The organism is Streptomyces sp. NPDC060028, assembly GCF_042736725.1.
Lineage (GTDB): Bacteria > Actinomycetota > Actinomycetes > Streptomycetales > Streptomycetaceae > Streptomyces.
This window is the reverse complement of sequence record NZ_JBHWVJ010000084.1, coordinates 1-13,488: the sequence shown is the minus strand read 5'-3', so window position 1 is coordinate 13,488 and position 13,488 is coordinate 1. Positions and strand designations below refer to the sequence as shown.

The window sequence follows — 13,488 nt, the reverse complement described above, 5'->3', positions numbered from 1 at the left end:
AGAGCGTAAGCGGCACGCCGCCTACGGTTCGCCAGGTGAACAGCAGCAACCAGTCGCACCCCGCATCACGCACCGGCGCACACCGGGCGCACGGGCGCACGCCCCGCGAGGGGCATTCGACGGAGCAGCCGCCCCCGTTCCGGCACGAGCCTTACCTGGACGGTCTGTTCACGTACTGCCTCTCGGTCCTGTGCGACCACGACACCGCCACCGACGTGCTGGGCGACGTACTCGCGGTCACCGAACGGCACCCGGGCCGGTGTCCCGACGAGGCGGACCGGCGTGCCTGGCTGTACGCGCTGGCGCGCTGGGCCTGCCTGCGCCGCCTCGCCGAACAGCGGCGCGCCCGCCAGGGGGCGCATTCCGCCCGGCGCGCGCCGGAGCGCACGGGTGCGGGGGGTGCGCCGGAGGTTTCCGGCACCCCCGCCCCCGGCACCCCGGCCCCCGGCGCCCACCGGCCCGTCGACGTCAGCGCGTATCGTCGGACCGAACTGGCCCGGCTCGCCTGGCCGGAGGCCGCCGGGACCACGCCCGGGCAGCGCGAGGCCCTCGAACTGGCCGTCCGCCACCGCCTCGGCGTGCCCGAACTCGCCGCCGTCCTCGGCACCCCCCAGACCGCCGCCCGCGAACTGCTGACCGGGGCCGCCTGCGAGGTGGAGCGCACCCGCGCCGCGCTCGCCGTCGTGGAGACGGGCGACTGCCCGGCCGTGTCCCGGCTCACCGGCGGCGACGGCGACGGCGGAGACGTTCAGGTGCTGCTGTCCACCAGCCTGCGCGCCGAGCTGGTCCGGCACGTCGACGACTGCCCGCGCTGCCGCCGCGTCGCCGAGCGGGTCGGCGCCGGCGGGCCCTGGCCGGGCTCCGGCGGGGTCGAGACCGCCGCGCTGCCGCTGGTCCCGGCGCCCCGCACCGCCGTGCACGCCGCGATGCTCCGCTCCGGGCGGCGCCGCGGACCCGGGCCGCGCTTCGACCGGAACGGCTTCCCGATGGACCCCAAGGACCGCGCCGCCCGCCGCGACCGGCTGCGCACCCGGGCGCTGACCACCACCGTGGTCGCCACCGTCGTCGCGGCCCCGGTGCTGGCGCTCTGGGCGGCCTACCGGGGCGCCCCCGACACGGGCGAACCCGTCGGCGGCAGCTCCGCCCGCATCTCCGCGAGCGAGTCGCAGATCCCGCTGCCGCGCACCGACGGCCGCCCGCTGGCGGCGTACGACAACGCGGGCAACGCCGCCGTCATCACCGGCGGCCCCGGCTTCGCCCCCGGCAGCGCCGCGCCCGACGTGTCGGTGGAGGTGATCAGCACCGGTCCGCCGGCCACGCCCGACCGGGCGGGCCCGGGCGCCCCCGGCCGGCTCGCCGTGACCGCGTCCTCCCACGGCGCCACCACCGTGCTCACCCTCAGCGCGTCGGGCGGCGGCCCGGTGGACTGGCGGCTCTGGTCCGACGCCCCGTGGCTGCGGGCGAGCCGGACCTCGGGCACGCTCGCCCCCGGAGAATCGGTCACCCTACGGATCGACGTCGACCCCGAAGCGCAGCCCGTCGGCGCGTGGACGGCCCGGGTCGGGGTCGACCCGGCCGGCGCCGTCGTCGCCATCCGGGGCCGCGGCCGCCCGGCGCCGACGCCCACGGACCCGGCGCCGCCGACCGCGACGCCCACGCCCACCCCGAAGCCCACGCCCACCGCGACCCCGACGCCGACCCCGACCCCGTCACAGACGCCGACGCCCACCCCAACGGGGTCAGAAGGAACGGTTGACCCGGCGCCGGGGCCGTCCGCGTCGGGATAGCCGCCGTATCGCGGCGTACCGCGTCAGGCGGGGTGCACCGGGTCGGCCGGGTGCGGGGCCATCGGCAGCAGCGAGGACAGCCGCGCCTCGCACAGCTTCACCAGCGCCTCGTACCCCTCCTTGCCCATCAGCTCGGTCAGCTCGGCGCGGTAGGACACGTACACCGGGGCCCCGGCGCCGTGCGCGGACGTGGCCGAGGTGCACCACCAGTGCAGGTCGTGGCCCCCGGGGCCCCAGCCGCGCCGGTCGTACTCGCCGATGGACACCTGCAGTACGCGGGTGTCGTCCGGCCGGTCGATCCAGTCGTAGGTCCGCCGGATCGGCAGCTGCCAGCACACGTCCGGCTTGGTCTCCAGCGGCTCCTTGCCCTCGCGCACGGCGAGGATGTGCAGCGAGCAGCCGGCCCCGGCGGGGAAACCGGGACGGTTCAGGAAGATGCAGGCCCCGTCCCAGCGGCGGGTCTGCTTCTCCCCGTCGTCGTCGGCTTGCGTCCACCCGGTCTCGCTGCCGACGTCGTGGAACTGCCACAGCTCCGGCGTCAGCCGGGCCACGTGCTCCGCGACGCGCTTCTCGTCGTCCTCGTCGGAGAAGTGCGCGCCGAGCGTGCAGCAACCGTCGTCCGCCCGCCCGGGCTGGATGCCCTGGCAGCCGCTGCCGAAGATGCAGGTCCAGCGGGAGGTCAGCCAGGTCAGGTCGCAGCGGAAGACCTGCTCGTCATCGGCGGGGTCGGGAAACTCCACCCACGCCCTGGGGAAGTCGATCCCGGTCTCGTCCGTCTTGGTCTTGGCTTCCGCCCGGGACTTCGACTTCGACCGGGTCTTGTTGGCCTTCTTCGTATTTGGCACAAACCCAAGCCTAAGGGCCCCTTCCTCCACCCCCCGGCGATCTGCGCAGTAGCGTTTCCCCCTATGAGACTCGGTGTCCTTGATGTGGGTTCGAACACGATCCATCTGCTGGTGGTGGACGCGCACCCCGGTGCGCGCCCGCAGCCGGCGCACTCGCACAAGGTGGAACTGCGGCTGGCAGAGCTCCTCGACGAGCACGGCGCGGTCACGCCCACGGGCGTCGAGCGGCTCGTCTCGGTGATCGGCGGCGCCGTGCAGGCCGCCGAGGACAAGGGGTGCGAGGACGTACTCCCCTTCGCGACGAGCGCGGTGCGCGAGGCGACCAACGCGGACGAGGTACTGGCCCGGGTCAAGATCGAGACGGGTGTCGACCTCCCCGTGCTGAGCGGCGACGACGAGGCGCGGCTGACGTTCCTGGCCGCCCGGCGCTGGTTCGGCTGGTCCGCGGGGAAGCTGCTGGTCCTGGACATCGGGGGCGGCTCGCTGGAGATCGCCTTCGGCATCGACGAGGACCCGGACGCGGCCGTCTCCCTCCCGCTCGGCGCGGGGCGCCTCACGGCGGGCTGGCTCCAGGGCGACCCGCCGGACCCCTCCGACGTCCGGGCGCTGCGCCGCCACGCGCGGGCCCAGATCGCGCGGACGGTCGGCGTGTTCAGCCGCTTCGGGGCGCCGGACCGGGTGGTGGCGACGTCGAAGACGTTCAAGCAACTGGCCCGCATCGCGGGCGCGGCCCGCTCGGCGGACGGCCTGTACGTCCAGCGGGACCTGACCCGCAAGTCCCTGGAGGAGTGGGTCCCGCGGCTGGCGGCGATGACGGCCTCCCAGCGGGCCGCCCTCCCGGGCGTCTCGGAGGGCCGCGCCGCGCAGCTCCTGGCCGGTGCGCTGGTCGCGGAGGGCGCGATGGACCTCTTCGGCGTCGACGAACTCGAAATCTGCCCCTGGGCCCTGCGCGAGGGCGTCATCCTGCGCCGCCTGGACCACCTGCCCCCGGCGGCGTCGCTCTCCTCCTGAGGCCCGGCCGCCCCGTCCCCGGGGCGGCGGCGGGGGACGTTCTCCCCGTACCGCCCCGCAGGGCAAGGGCATCGGTACCCTGTCCCCGTGGCAAAACCAGTCCGGGTTCCGCATGCGAAAGTCGCCCTCTCCACCGCCTCCGTGTATCCGGAGTCGACGGCGACCGCGTTCGAGATCGCCGCTCGCCTCGGTTACGACGGCGTCGAGGTCATGGTCTGGACGGACCCGGTCAGCCAGGACGTCGACGCCCTGCGGCGGCTCTCCGACGATCACCAGGTGCCGATCCTGGCGATCCACGCCCCCTGCCTCCTCATCACCCAGCGCGTGTGGTCCACCGACCCCTGGACCAAGCTGCAGCGCGCCCAGTCGGCGGCCGAGCGGCTCGGGGCGAGCGCCGTCGTCGTGCACCCGCCGTTCCGGTGGCAGCGGCAGTACTCGCGTGACTTCGTCACCGGCATCTGGCGGATGGCCGACGAGACGGACGTCCGGTTCGCCGTCGAGAACATGTACCCGTGGCGGTACCGCGACCGCGAGATGCTCGCGTACGCGCCCGAGTGGGACGTGACGAAGGACGACTACCGGCACTTCACCGTCGACCTCTCGCACACGGCGACCGCCCGCACCGACGCCACCGCGATGATCGACCGGATGGGCGACCGGCTCGCCCACGTCCACCTCGCCGACGGAAACGGTTCCGCGAAGGACGAGCACCTCGTCCCGGGGCGCGGCACCCAGCCCTGCGCGGAGCTGTTGGAGCGCCTCGCCCGTACGTCCTTCGACGGGCACGTGGTCATCGAGGTCAACACCCGGCGCGCGATGTCCTCCGCCGAGCGCGAGGCCGATCTCGCCGAGGCGCTGGCCTTCACCCGCCTCCACCTGGCCACGAGCCCGGCCGCGGCCCCGGCGCCCCGCCCGTGACCACCCCCGCGCAGCGCCCCCGCCGCGGCCCCGGCCGCCCCCGCCAGGACGAGGCCGACGACGGCCCGGGCACCCAGGAGCGGATCCGCCTCGCGGCCCGTTCGGAGTTCGCCGCGCGCGGGTACGACAAGACCTCCGTACGCGGGATCGCCAAGACGGCGGGCGTGGACCCGGCCCTGGTGCACCACTACTTCGGGACGAAGGACGACCTGTTCGCCGCCGCCATCGAGCTGAGCATCGAGCCGGCGCTCGTGGTCCCGGCGATCATCGGCGAGGGCCCGGCAGGGATCGGGGAGCGCCTCGCCCGCTACTTCCTGGAGATCTGGGAGAACCCCGTCACCCGGGCCCCGCTGCTCGCCGTGATCCGGTCCGCGCTCACCCACGAGGCCGCCGCGAAGGTGTTGCGCCGGCTCATCCTGCGCCGGGTCCTGGAGCGCGTCGCCGCCGACCTCGACGTCCCCGACCCCACCTTCCGGGCCGAGCTCGCCGCCTCGCACATGATCGGCATCGCGCTGCTGCGCTACGTCGTGCAGGTCGAGCCCCTCGCGTCCGCCGACGCGGAGGACATCGTGGCCCTGGTGGCCCCGACCCTCCAGCGCTACCTGACCGAAGGGTGATCGAGGGCTGAGCCGCCCGTCCCGCCATCCGGACATGGCGTCCGGATCGCGGGCGGTGGGCGTAGCCTCGTAACCGAGCCATATCCACAGTCGCGGCGGTCTCGTACAGCCGCACTCATGGGGAGTGAAACCGCATGCCTGAGCTGAGGTCCCGCACCGTCACCCACGGCCGCAACATGGCGGGCGCACGCGCCCTTATGCGCGCGTCGGGCGTAGCGAGCGAGGACATCGGCAAGCCGATCATCGCGGTCGCCAACTCCTTCACCGAGTTCGTCCCCGGGCACACCCACCTCGCCCCGGTCGGCCGGATCGTCTCCGACGCCATCCGCGCCGCGGGCGCGATCCCGCGCGAGTTCAACACGATCGCGGTGGACGACGGCATCGCGATGGGGCACGGCGGGATGCTGTACTCCCTGCCCTCGCGCGACCTGATCGCCGACTCCGTGGAGTACATGGTCGAGGCGCACTGCGCCGACGCGCTGATCTGCATCTCCAACTGCGACAAGATCACCCCGGGCATGCTGATGGCCGCGATGCGCCTCAACATCCCGGTCGTCTTCGTGTCCGGCGGACCGATGGAGGCCGGCCAGGCCATCCTGGTCGACGGCACCGTCCGCAAGCTCGACCTGATCGATGCCATGGTCGACGCCTCCAACGAGAACATCTCCGACGAGGACGTCCTGCGGATCGAGGAGAACGCCTGTCCGACCTGTGGGTCGTGTTCGGGCATGTTCACCGCCAACTCGATGAACTGCCTCGCCGAGGCCATCGGCCTCGCCCTCCCCGGCAACGGCTCGGTCCTCGCGACGCACACCGCCCGCCGCGCCCTGTACGAGGACGCCGGCCGGACCGTCGTGGAGATCACCAAGCGGTACTACGAGGACGGCGACGAGTCCGTTCTGCCGCGCAACATCGCCACCCGCGAGGCCTTCGAGAACGCCATGGCCCTCGACATCGCCATGGGCGGCTCGACCAACACGATCCTGCACCTGCTGGCCGCGGCGCAGGAGGCGGGCCTCGACTACGACCTCACCGACATCGACGCCGTATCGCGCCGGGTCCCGTGCCTGTCCAAGGTCGCCCCGAACGTGGCGCCCGGCGGCACGTACTACATGGAGGACATCCACCGCGCCGGCGGCATCCCCGCCATCCTCGGTGAGCTGCACCGCGGCGGCCTCCTCAACAAGGACGTCACCACCGTGCACTCCGAGGGCCTGGAGGACTGGCTCGCGAAGTGGGACGCCCGCTCCGGCACGGCGGGCGAGGAGGCCATGGAGCTGTGGCACGCCGCTCCCGGCTGCAAGCGCTCCGCGACCGCCTTCTCCCAGTCCGAGCGCTGGAGCACCCTCGACCTCGACGCGGAGGGCGGCTGCATCCGGTCCGTGCAGCACGCGTACTCCAAGGACGGCGGCCTCGCCGTCCTGCGCGGCAACATCGCCGTCGACGGGTGCGTGGTCAAGACGGCCGGTGTCGACGAGTCGATCTGGACCTTCGAGGGTCCGGCCGTCGTCTGCGAGTCGCAGGACGAGGCCGTCGACAAGATCCTGACCAAGCAGATCAAGGAGGGCGACGTCGTCGTCATCCGCTACGAGGGCCCGCGCGGCGGCCCCGGCATGCAGGAGATGCTCTACCCGACCTCCTTCCTCAAGGGCCGCGGCCTCGGCAAGGCCTGCGCGCTGGTCACGGACGGCCGCTTCTCCGGCGGTACTTCGGGCCTGTCCATCGGCCACGCATCCCCGGAGGCGGCCTCGGGCGGCGCGATCGCCCTGGTCGAGGACGGCGACCGGATCCGCATCGACATCCCGAACCGCTCGATCGAGCTGCTGGTCGACGACGAAACCCTGGCGGCCCGCCGCGAGGCCCTGGGCGGCGTCTACGCCCCGAAGAACCGCGAGCGCAAGGTCTCCGCGGCCCTGCGTGCCTACGCGGCGATGGCCACCAGCGCCGACAAGGGCGCGGTCCGCGACGTCAGCCTCCTGGGCGGCTGACCCCCCCCGTGCGGGGCTGGACAGGTGGCATCAGCCACGGTCCAGCCCCGCCGGCGTGCGGGTCGTGACTCCCCCCGCGGGGCTGGACAGGCGGCATCAGCCCCAGTCCAGCCTCGCCGGCGTTTGAGGCGCGGGGTCCGGGGCGGAGCCCGGGTCACCACCCCGCGGGGTCGGCGCCGGCCACGGCGAAGACCGAGCCGTCGGGGGCCGACGCGAAGACACGGCCGGGCGCGGCCACCGGCGCCGGCAGGGTCGCCGCGAAGGTGTCGCGCCCGCCCATCCGCGGCTTCGTCTGCCCGGCCAGCCGCCCCGCGGCCGCGTCGACGGCCAGCAGCCTGCCGTCCGCCGCCGCCAGGTACACCCGCCCGTCGGCGAACACCGGCCGGGAGGCCACCGACACGCCCGTCTCCAGCCGCCACTCCTCCTTGGCCGGGCCCACCGCCGCCAGCGCACCCGTCGTACCGAAGACGTACGTCACCCCGTCCGGGCCGACCGTCGCCTCGGCCTCGTACAGCGGCGCCGACAGCCGCACCCGCTCCGCCGCGTGCGTCGCCAGGTCCACCCGCACGACCGCGCCGCTGCGCGCGTCCGCGTCCCGGTCCAGCAGGAACACCGCGCCGCGCGCGACCCCCACCGGCCGCAGCCGCCCCGCCGGCCGGGCCTGCCAGCGCACCGCCCCGCTCATCGGGTCCACCGCCGAGAGCTGCGTGGCCTTGCCGCCCGCCTCGGGGGTCGCCACGTACACCGTCGCCGACTGCCCCGGCTCCGGCTGCCCGCCCTGCGGCCCGCCCCACCACACCGAGCCGACCCCGCCGAGCTGCTTCGTCCAGCGCACCGCCCCGCTCGCCGCGTCCAGCGCGGTGACGCCCCCGTCCGGCCCCGCGACCAGCGCCTGGCCCCCGGCCGGCACCACGTGCGCGCCCCGCGGCAGACCGTGGTGCCAGCGCTCGGTGCCCGTGGCCGGGTCCAGCGCCTGGAGCAGCTCGCTGCCCGGAGCCACCGCGAGGACCAGCCCGCCCGCGCCGAGGGGAGCGCCGTCGGCCGCCGGGCGCGAGGCCGGCGCGGAGGCCCGTACGGACCACAGCACCGAGCCGTCCGCCGGGTCGAGCCGGGCCGCGGTCAGCCCCGGCCCGGCGCAGTACAGCGCCGCGGCCTCCCAGGAGCAGGCCGCGTTCCGCTCGCCCAGGGGGGCCGTCCAGGGGGTGAAGGGTTTCGGGCCGGGCCCGGGCAGCTCCCGCGTGGTGACCGGGCCCGACGGCTCGTCTCCCGACGCGGACCAGACGTACCCGCCGGCCGCCCCGGCCGTGAGCAGCAGCCCGAGGCCCGCGGCCAGCGCCACCCGGGCCCGCCGCGGCCGCCGCGCGGCCGACGCCGCCGCGGCGAGCCGGGCCCGCAGGTGCGTCACCTCGTCGCGGCCCGGGTCCGCGCCGCCCGCCGGCCGCCTCGGCCGGGGGATGAAGGCCTGGGTGTCCTCGCCGGTCGGGTACGCGAGTGCCCGCATCTCCCCGATCAGCGCGTCGGCCGTGGGCCGCTCTGCCGGGTCCTTCGCCAGGCAGCGGGCGACGAGCGGCGCGAGCTTCGGCGGCAGTCCCGTCAGATCGGGCTCGCCGTGCACCACCTGGTACGCCACGAGGTAGTGGCTGTCGGAGTCGAAGGGCCCCTGCCCGGTCGCCGCGTGCACCAGCACCGCTCCGAGGGCGAAGACATCGGCGGCGGTGCCCACCTCCCGGGGCCGTTGGAACTGCTCCGGGGCCATGAACGGCGGGGTCCCGATCAGCTTCCCGGTCTCGGTCCGCAGATCGCTGTCGGCCGGCCGCGAGATGCCGAAGTCGATGACCCGCACCCCGTCCGTGGCCATCAGTACGTTGCTGGGCTTCAGGTCCCGGTGCACCACGCCCGCCCGGTGGATGTCCCGCAGCGCCTCCGCCAGCCCGGCGGCGAGCCGCGCCAGCTCGACCGGGTCGAGCACGCGCTCCCGTACGCGCTCGGCGAGCGTCGGGGCGTCGATGAACAGCGTGGCCATCCACGGCCGCTCGGCATCGGGGTCCGCGTCCACGACGGGCGCGGTGAAGGCCCCGCTCACCCGCCGGGCGGCGGTGACCTCCTGCCGGAAGCGGGCCCGGAACTCCGGGTCGACCGCGTGCTCGGGATGCACGATCTTGACGGCGAGTTTCAGCCCCGAGCCGGAGGTGGCCAGGTGGACGACGCCCATGCCGCCGGAGCCGAGTACGGACTCGAGCCGGTACTGCCCGGCGTATTCCGGAAATCCCACGTAGTCCGCGCGCAGCGAATGCACCGCTCACCACCCCCGCCGGAGCCTAGTCGATGGCCCGTAGGAATATCCAAGGTCCTGCTACCCTGCGCGAGTTGCGCAGAGTGACACCCAAGGGGGGAGTTTCCACATGTCGCTTGAGAACGATTCAAGCCAAGTACAGAGCCTTGCCGAGGCCTCCGGATTCCCGCGGTATCCGGTCGCGCCCGGCTACCGGGTGAACGTCCGCAGCGGGCCGGGGACCAACTACTCCGTCGTCGACGTCCTGCCGCTCGGTGCGACCGTCGGGATCCGCTGCCAGTGCTCCGGCACGACCGTCTCGGGCCCGTACGGCACCTCGGACATCTGGGACTGCATCGGCAACGGCCAGTTCGTCGCCGACGCGTACGTGAAGACCGGCAGTGACGGCTACGTCGCCACGCACTGCGCCTGACCTTCGGCCCTGACCAGCCGGCCCCCGGCGGGGGATAATCGCTGGTGTGAGCGACGACCAGCGAGACCAGACCCCCGCCGAGCCGGCCCAGGCCCCGGCCCCCGCCCAGGCCCCGCCCGCCGCGCCCGCCTCCGCCGGCCCGGAGCCCGAGCCGATCCGGTTCTTCGACACCACCTGGGTGAACCACGACGGGGGCTACGCCCTGCGCCGTGCGGGCGTCGCCGTCGGCGCGCTGCTCACCGCCGTCGCGGCCGCGCTCCTCCTGCGCCTCTCCTACGAGGGCCTGGAAATCGGGAACGTCGGTACGTTCCTCAGCCTGTCCGTGGTCATCCTCTTCGCGATCGCCAGCTCCATCGCCTTCGCCAAGACGTGGGATTCCTTCACCCGCCGCCCGGCCCCGTCCTCCGACGAGGCCGCGCTCAAGGGCCTCAAGGCGATTGGTTTCATCGGCAGCCTCATCGCGTACTTCCTGCGCTGCTTCGTCGAGGCGCCCGGCGAGAAGCTGCGGCGCACCGAGTACGAGCGCGCGACGGCCGAGTTCGCCCGCCGCCGCAGCTCCCGCACCGGCAACCCGGCGGCCCGCCGCCCCAAGCGCAAGAAGTAAGGGCTGCGAGCCCAAGCCGCATCCGTCCGGCCGATTGACGCCCCGGCACAGCCAGGAGCATTATTCATCACATGATGAATAACCGGCCCGAACGTCCGGCTCCCGCCGTGCACGCGCACGGCCTCACCGTCCGCCGCGGCACCGGCCGCGCCCCCCGCACCGTCATCGACGGCATCGGCTTCGACGTCCCCCGCGGCCGCATCACCGGCCTCCTCGGCCCCTCCGGCTGCGGAAAATCCACCCTCATGCGCGCCATCGTCGGCACGCAAGCCAACGTCACCGGCACCCTCGACGTCCTCGGCCGCCCCGCCGGCCACCCCGAGCTCCGCCACCGCATCGGCTACGTCACCCAGGCGCCCTCCGTCTACGACGACCTCACGGTCCGCCAGAACCTCGACTACTTCGCCGCGATCCTCGACCCCGGCCGCGCCGCCGCCGAACGCCGCCACGCGACCGTCACCCGCGCCATCGCCGACGTCGACCTCACCAGCCACGCCACCGCCCTCGCCGGCCACCTCTCCGGCGGCCAGCGCAGCCGCGTCTCCCTCGCCGTCGCACTCCTCGGCACCCCCGAGCTCCTCGTCCTCGACGAACCCACCGTCGGACTCGACCCCGTCCTGCGCCGCGATCTCTGGAACCTCTTCCACGACATCGCCGCCACCCGCGGCGCCACCCTCCTCGTCTCCTCGCACGTCATGGACGAGGCCGAGCGCTGCCACGACCTCCTCCTCATGCGCGAGGGCCGGATCCTCGCCCAGGACACCCCCGACGCCCTGCGCACCCGGACCGGCTCCGCCACCGTCGAGGAGGGCTTCCTCCGCCTCGTCGACGAGGCCGACGCCGCCGCCCGCACGCAGTCCCGCACGACCCAGGAGACCGAAGTCCGATGACGACCGCCCGCACCACCGCCACCGCGGCCCGCGTCCTGCGCCAGCTCCGCCACGACCCGCGCTCCATCGCGCTGATGCTGCTGGTCCCCGTACTGATGCTGGTCCTGCTCCGCTACGTCTTCGACGGCACCCCCCGCACCTTCGACAGCATCGGCGCCAGCCTCCTCGGCATCTTCCCGCTGATCACGATGTTCCTCATCACCTCCATCGCGACCCTGCGCGAACGCACCTCCGGCACCCTCGAACGCCTCCTCGCCATGCCGCTGGGCAAGGGCGACCTCATCGCCGGCTACGCCCTCGCCTTCGGCGCCATGGCCGTCGTCCAGTCCCTGCTCGCCACCGGCGTCGCCCTCTGGGTCCTCGGCCTCGACGTCGTCGGCTCCCCGTGGCTGCTGCTGCTCGTAGCCCTGCTCGACGCACTCCTCGGCACCGCGCTCGGCCTCTTCGTCTCGGCGTTCGCGGCCTCCGAATTCCAGGCCGTCCAGTTCATGCCGGCGGTGATCTTCCCCCAGCTGCTGCTCTGCGGCCTCTTCGCCGCGCGCGACACCATGCAGCCGGTCCTCGAAGGGCTCTCCGACGTCCTGCCCATGTCCTACGCCGTCGACGGCATGACCCAGGTCCTCACCCACACCGACATGACCGCCGACTTCATCCGCGACGCCGTCATCGTCGCCGGCTGCGCCCTGCTCGTACTGGCCCTCGGCGCCGCCACCCTGCGCCGCCGCACTCCCTGACCGCACCCCCTGACCGCAGTGCGGACACCCGCCCCGCCGCCACCTGCGCGAGTGCAAGGATGAGGAGGTATCCACAGCACGCACGCGTGCAAGAGAAGTTCGGCGAGGTGAATCGGGCATGACCCAGACAGTCGCAGTCCTCGGTACCGGCAAGATCGGCGAGGCCCTGCTCAGCGGGATGATCCGCGGCGGCTGGCCCGCCTCCAAGCTCCTCGTCACCGCCCGCCGCCCGGAGCGCGCCGAAGAGCTGGTCGCCCGCTACGGCGTGGAGTGCGTCAGCAACGCCGAAGCCGCCAAGCGGGCAGACACCCTCATCCTCACCGTGAAGCCGCAGGACATGGGCAAGCTCCTGGAGGAGCTCGCCGCGCACGTCCCCGCCGACCGCCTGGTCATCAGCGGCGCCGCCGGAATCCCCACCTCGTTCTTCGAGGAACGCCTCGCCCCCGGGACCCCGGTCGTGCGCGTCATGACGAACACCCCCGCCCTCGTGGACGAGGCCATGTCCGTCATCTCCGCCGGCAGCCACGCCACGGCCGCGCACCTGCGGCACACCGAGGAGATCTTCGGGGGAGTCGGCAAGACCCTGCGCGTCCCCGAGTCCCAGCAGGACGCGGCCACCGCGCTCTCCGGCTCCGGGCCCGCGTACTTCTACTTCCTCGTCGAGGCGATGACCGACGCCGGCATCCTGCTGGGCCTGCCCCGGGCCCAGGCCCACGACCTCATCGTCCAGGCCGCCATCGGCGCCGCCGTCATGCTCCGCGACAGCGGCGAGCACCCGGTGAAGCTCCGCGAGGCCGTCACCTCCCCGGCCGGCACGACGATCAACGCGATCGTCGAGCTGGAGAAGCACGGCGTACGGGCAGCCCTGATCGCCGCTCTCGAAGCCGCCCGCGACCGCAGCCGCGAGCTCGCCTCCGGCAACAGCTGACACCGCGACCGCGGAGATACGGGGCCCCGCGCGAGCGGGGCCCTTCTTCGTACGGGTGACGCCCGGCCATGGGTTGACACATGCGTGCGGCATCCGTAAGGTTCTTCGAGTTGTCCGAAGTGAGCGCCGACCCCGGTCGGTCCCCGGACAGCCATCCCGCACTACACACATTCGAACGAACGACGCACTTCGTCGTCTCGTTTTCATGCGTATTTGCGAATGAGGAATCCGCGTTCAACGACGCAGCCGCCGATTAGGTTCGGGGGCAAGGAATCCGCTACTGTCTCACTCGCCGCAAGGGCCCAACAGCCCGAACGGCAAATCCCGTTGACTGGGAGTCAGGCCCGAAAGGTTCTGATAGAGTCGGACTCGCCGGAAAGGGAAAGCGCGAAAGCGCAGGAACTGGAAAGCGAAACCCGCTTCGACCGGGAATCGGACACGAAAGAGTCTGATAGAGTCGG

At 73.6% G+C, this 13,488-nt stretch carries 12 protein-coding genes; 10 read left to right on the top strand and 2 right to left on the bottom strand.

The features are described from left to right. Positions 1-35 precede the first annotated feature (35 nt). Entirely contained in the window at positions 36-1,787 is a 1,752-nt protein-coding gene (locus tag ACFWBF_RS30365) for a hypothetical protein (RefSeq protein ID WP_385607529.1), read from the top strand. 23 nt (positions 1,788-1,810) lie between these two features. On the opposite strand, the gene ACFWBF_RS30360 is transcribed toward ACFWBF_RS30365, so the two are convergent. Further along, a complete protein-coding gene (locus ACFWBF_RS30360; RefSeq protein ID WP_385607527.1) occupies positions 1,811-2,632 on the bottom strand; it encodes a hypothetical protein in 822 nt (273 codons plus the stop codon). A gap of 63 nt (positions 2,633-2,695) precedes the next feature. Here ACFWBF_RS30360 and ACFWBF_RS30355 point away from each other — a divergent pair, with 63 nt between their 5' ends. The 4 genes from ACFWBF_RS30355 to ilvD all read left to right on the top strand — a co-directional run bounded on the left by ACFWBF_RS30355 (position 2,696) and on the right by ilvD (position 7,166). Continuing rightward, positions 2,696-3,643 carry a Ppx/GppA family phosphatase gene (locus ACFWBF_RS30355; protein WP_385607525.1) on the top strand — a complete coding sequence of 316 codons (948 nt, stop codon included), beginning with the start codon at positions 2,696-2,698 and terminating at the stop codon, positions 3,641-3,643. A gap of 87 nt (positions 3,644-3,730) precedes the next feature. After that, positions 3,731-4,561, top strand: a complete 831-nt coding sequence (locus ACFWBF_RS30350; protein WP_385607523.1) for a sugar phosphate isomerase/epimerase family protein — start codon at positions 3,731-3,733, stop codon at positions 4,559-4,561. Further along, the gene (locus ACFWBF_RS30345; RefSeq protein WP_385607521.1) at positions 4,558-5,178 is read left to right on the top strand and encodes a TetR family transcriptional regulator; all 621 of its coding nucleotides are present in this window, start codon (positions 4,558-4,560) and stop codon (positions 5,176-5,178) included. The genes ACFWBF_RS30350 and ACFWBF_RS30345 overlap by 4 nt, the downstream gene beginning before the upstream one ends. A 134-nt stretch (positions 5,179-5,312) precedes the next feature. Continuing rightward, positions 5,313-7,166: a dihydroxy-acid dehydratase gene (gene ilvD, locus ACFWBF_RS30340; RefSeq protein ID WP_385607519.1), complete on the top strand. Its 1,854-nt coding sequence runs from the start codon at positions 5,313-5,315 to the stop codon at positions 7,164-7,166. A gap of 154 nt (positions 7,167-7,320) precedes the next feature. On the opposite strand, the gene ACFWBF_RS30335 is transcribed toward ilvD, so the two are convergent. After that, a complete protein-coding gene (locus ACFWBF_RS30335; RefSeq protein ID WP_385607517.1) occupies positions 7,321-9,462 on the bottom strand; it encodes a serine/threonine-protein kinase in 2,142 nt (713 codons plus the stop codon). A gap of 106 nt (positions 9,463-9,568) precedes the next feature. On the opposite strand from ACFWBF_RS30335, the gene ACFWBF_RS30330 reads away from it, so the two are divergent. From ACFWBF_RS30330 to proC, 5 genes are all read left to right on the top strand, one after another. Beyond that, positions 9,569-9,871 (top strand): peptidase, encoded by a 303-nt coding sequence (locus ACFWBF_RS30330; RefSeq protein ID WP_385607516.1) that lies wholly within the window; start codon positions 9,569-9,571, stop codon positions 9,869-9,871. A gap of 46 nt (positions 9,872-9,917) precedes the next feature. Next, complete coding sequence (locus tag ACFWBF_RS30325; RefSeq protein WP_385607514.1) at positions 9,918-10,475, top strand: hypothetical protein; 558 nt, start codon at positions 9,918-9,920, stop codon at positions 10,473-10,475. A gap of 71 nt (positions 10,476-10,546) precedes the next feature. Further along, positions 10,547-11,365 carry an ABC transporter ATP-binding protein gene (locus tag ACFWBF_RS30320; protein ID WP_385607512.1) on the top strand — a complete coding sequence of 273 codons (819 nt, stop codon included), beginning with the start codon at positions 10,547-10,549 and terminating at the stop codon, positions 11,363-11,365. Further along, entirely contained in the window at positions 11,362-12,099 is a 738-nt protein-coding gene (locus ACFWBF_RS30315; RefSeq protein ID WP_385607510.1) for an ABC transporter permease, read from the top strand. The genes ACFWBF_RS30320 and ACFWBF_RS30315 overlap by 4 nt, the downstream gene beginning before the upstream one ends. Positions 12,100-12,217: 118 nt before the next feature. After that, entirely contained in the window at positions 12,218-13,027 is an 810-nt protein-coding gene (gene proC / locus ACFWBF_RS30310) for a pyrroline-5-carboxylate reductase (protein WP_385607508.1), read from the top strand. Positions 13,028-13,488: the final 461 nt, after the last annotated feature.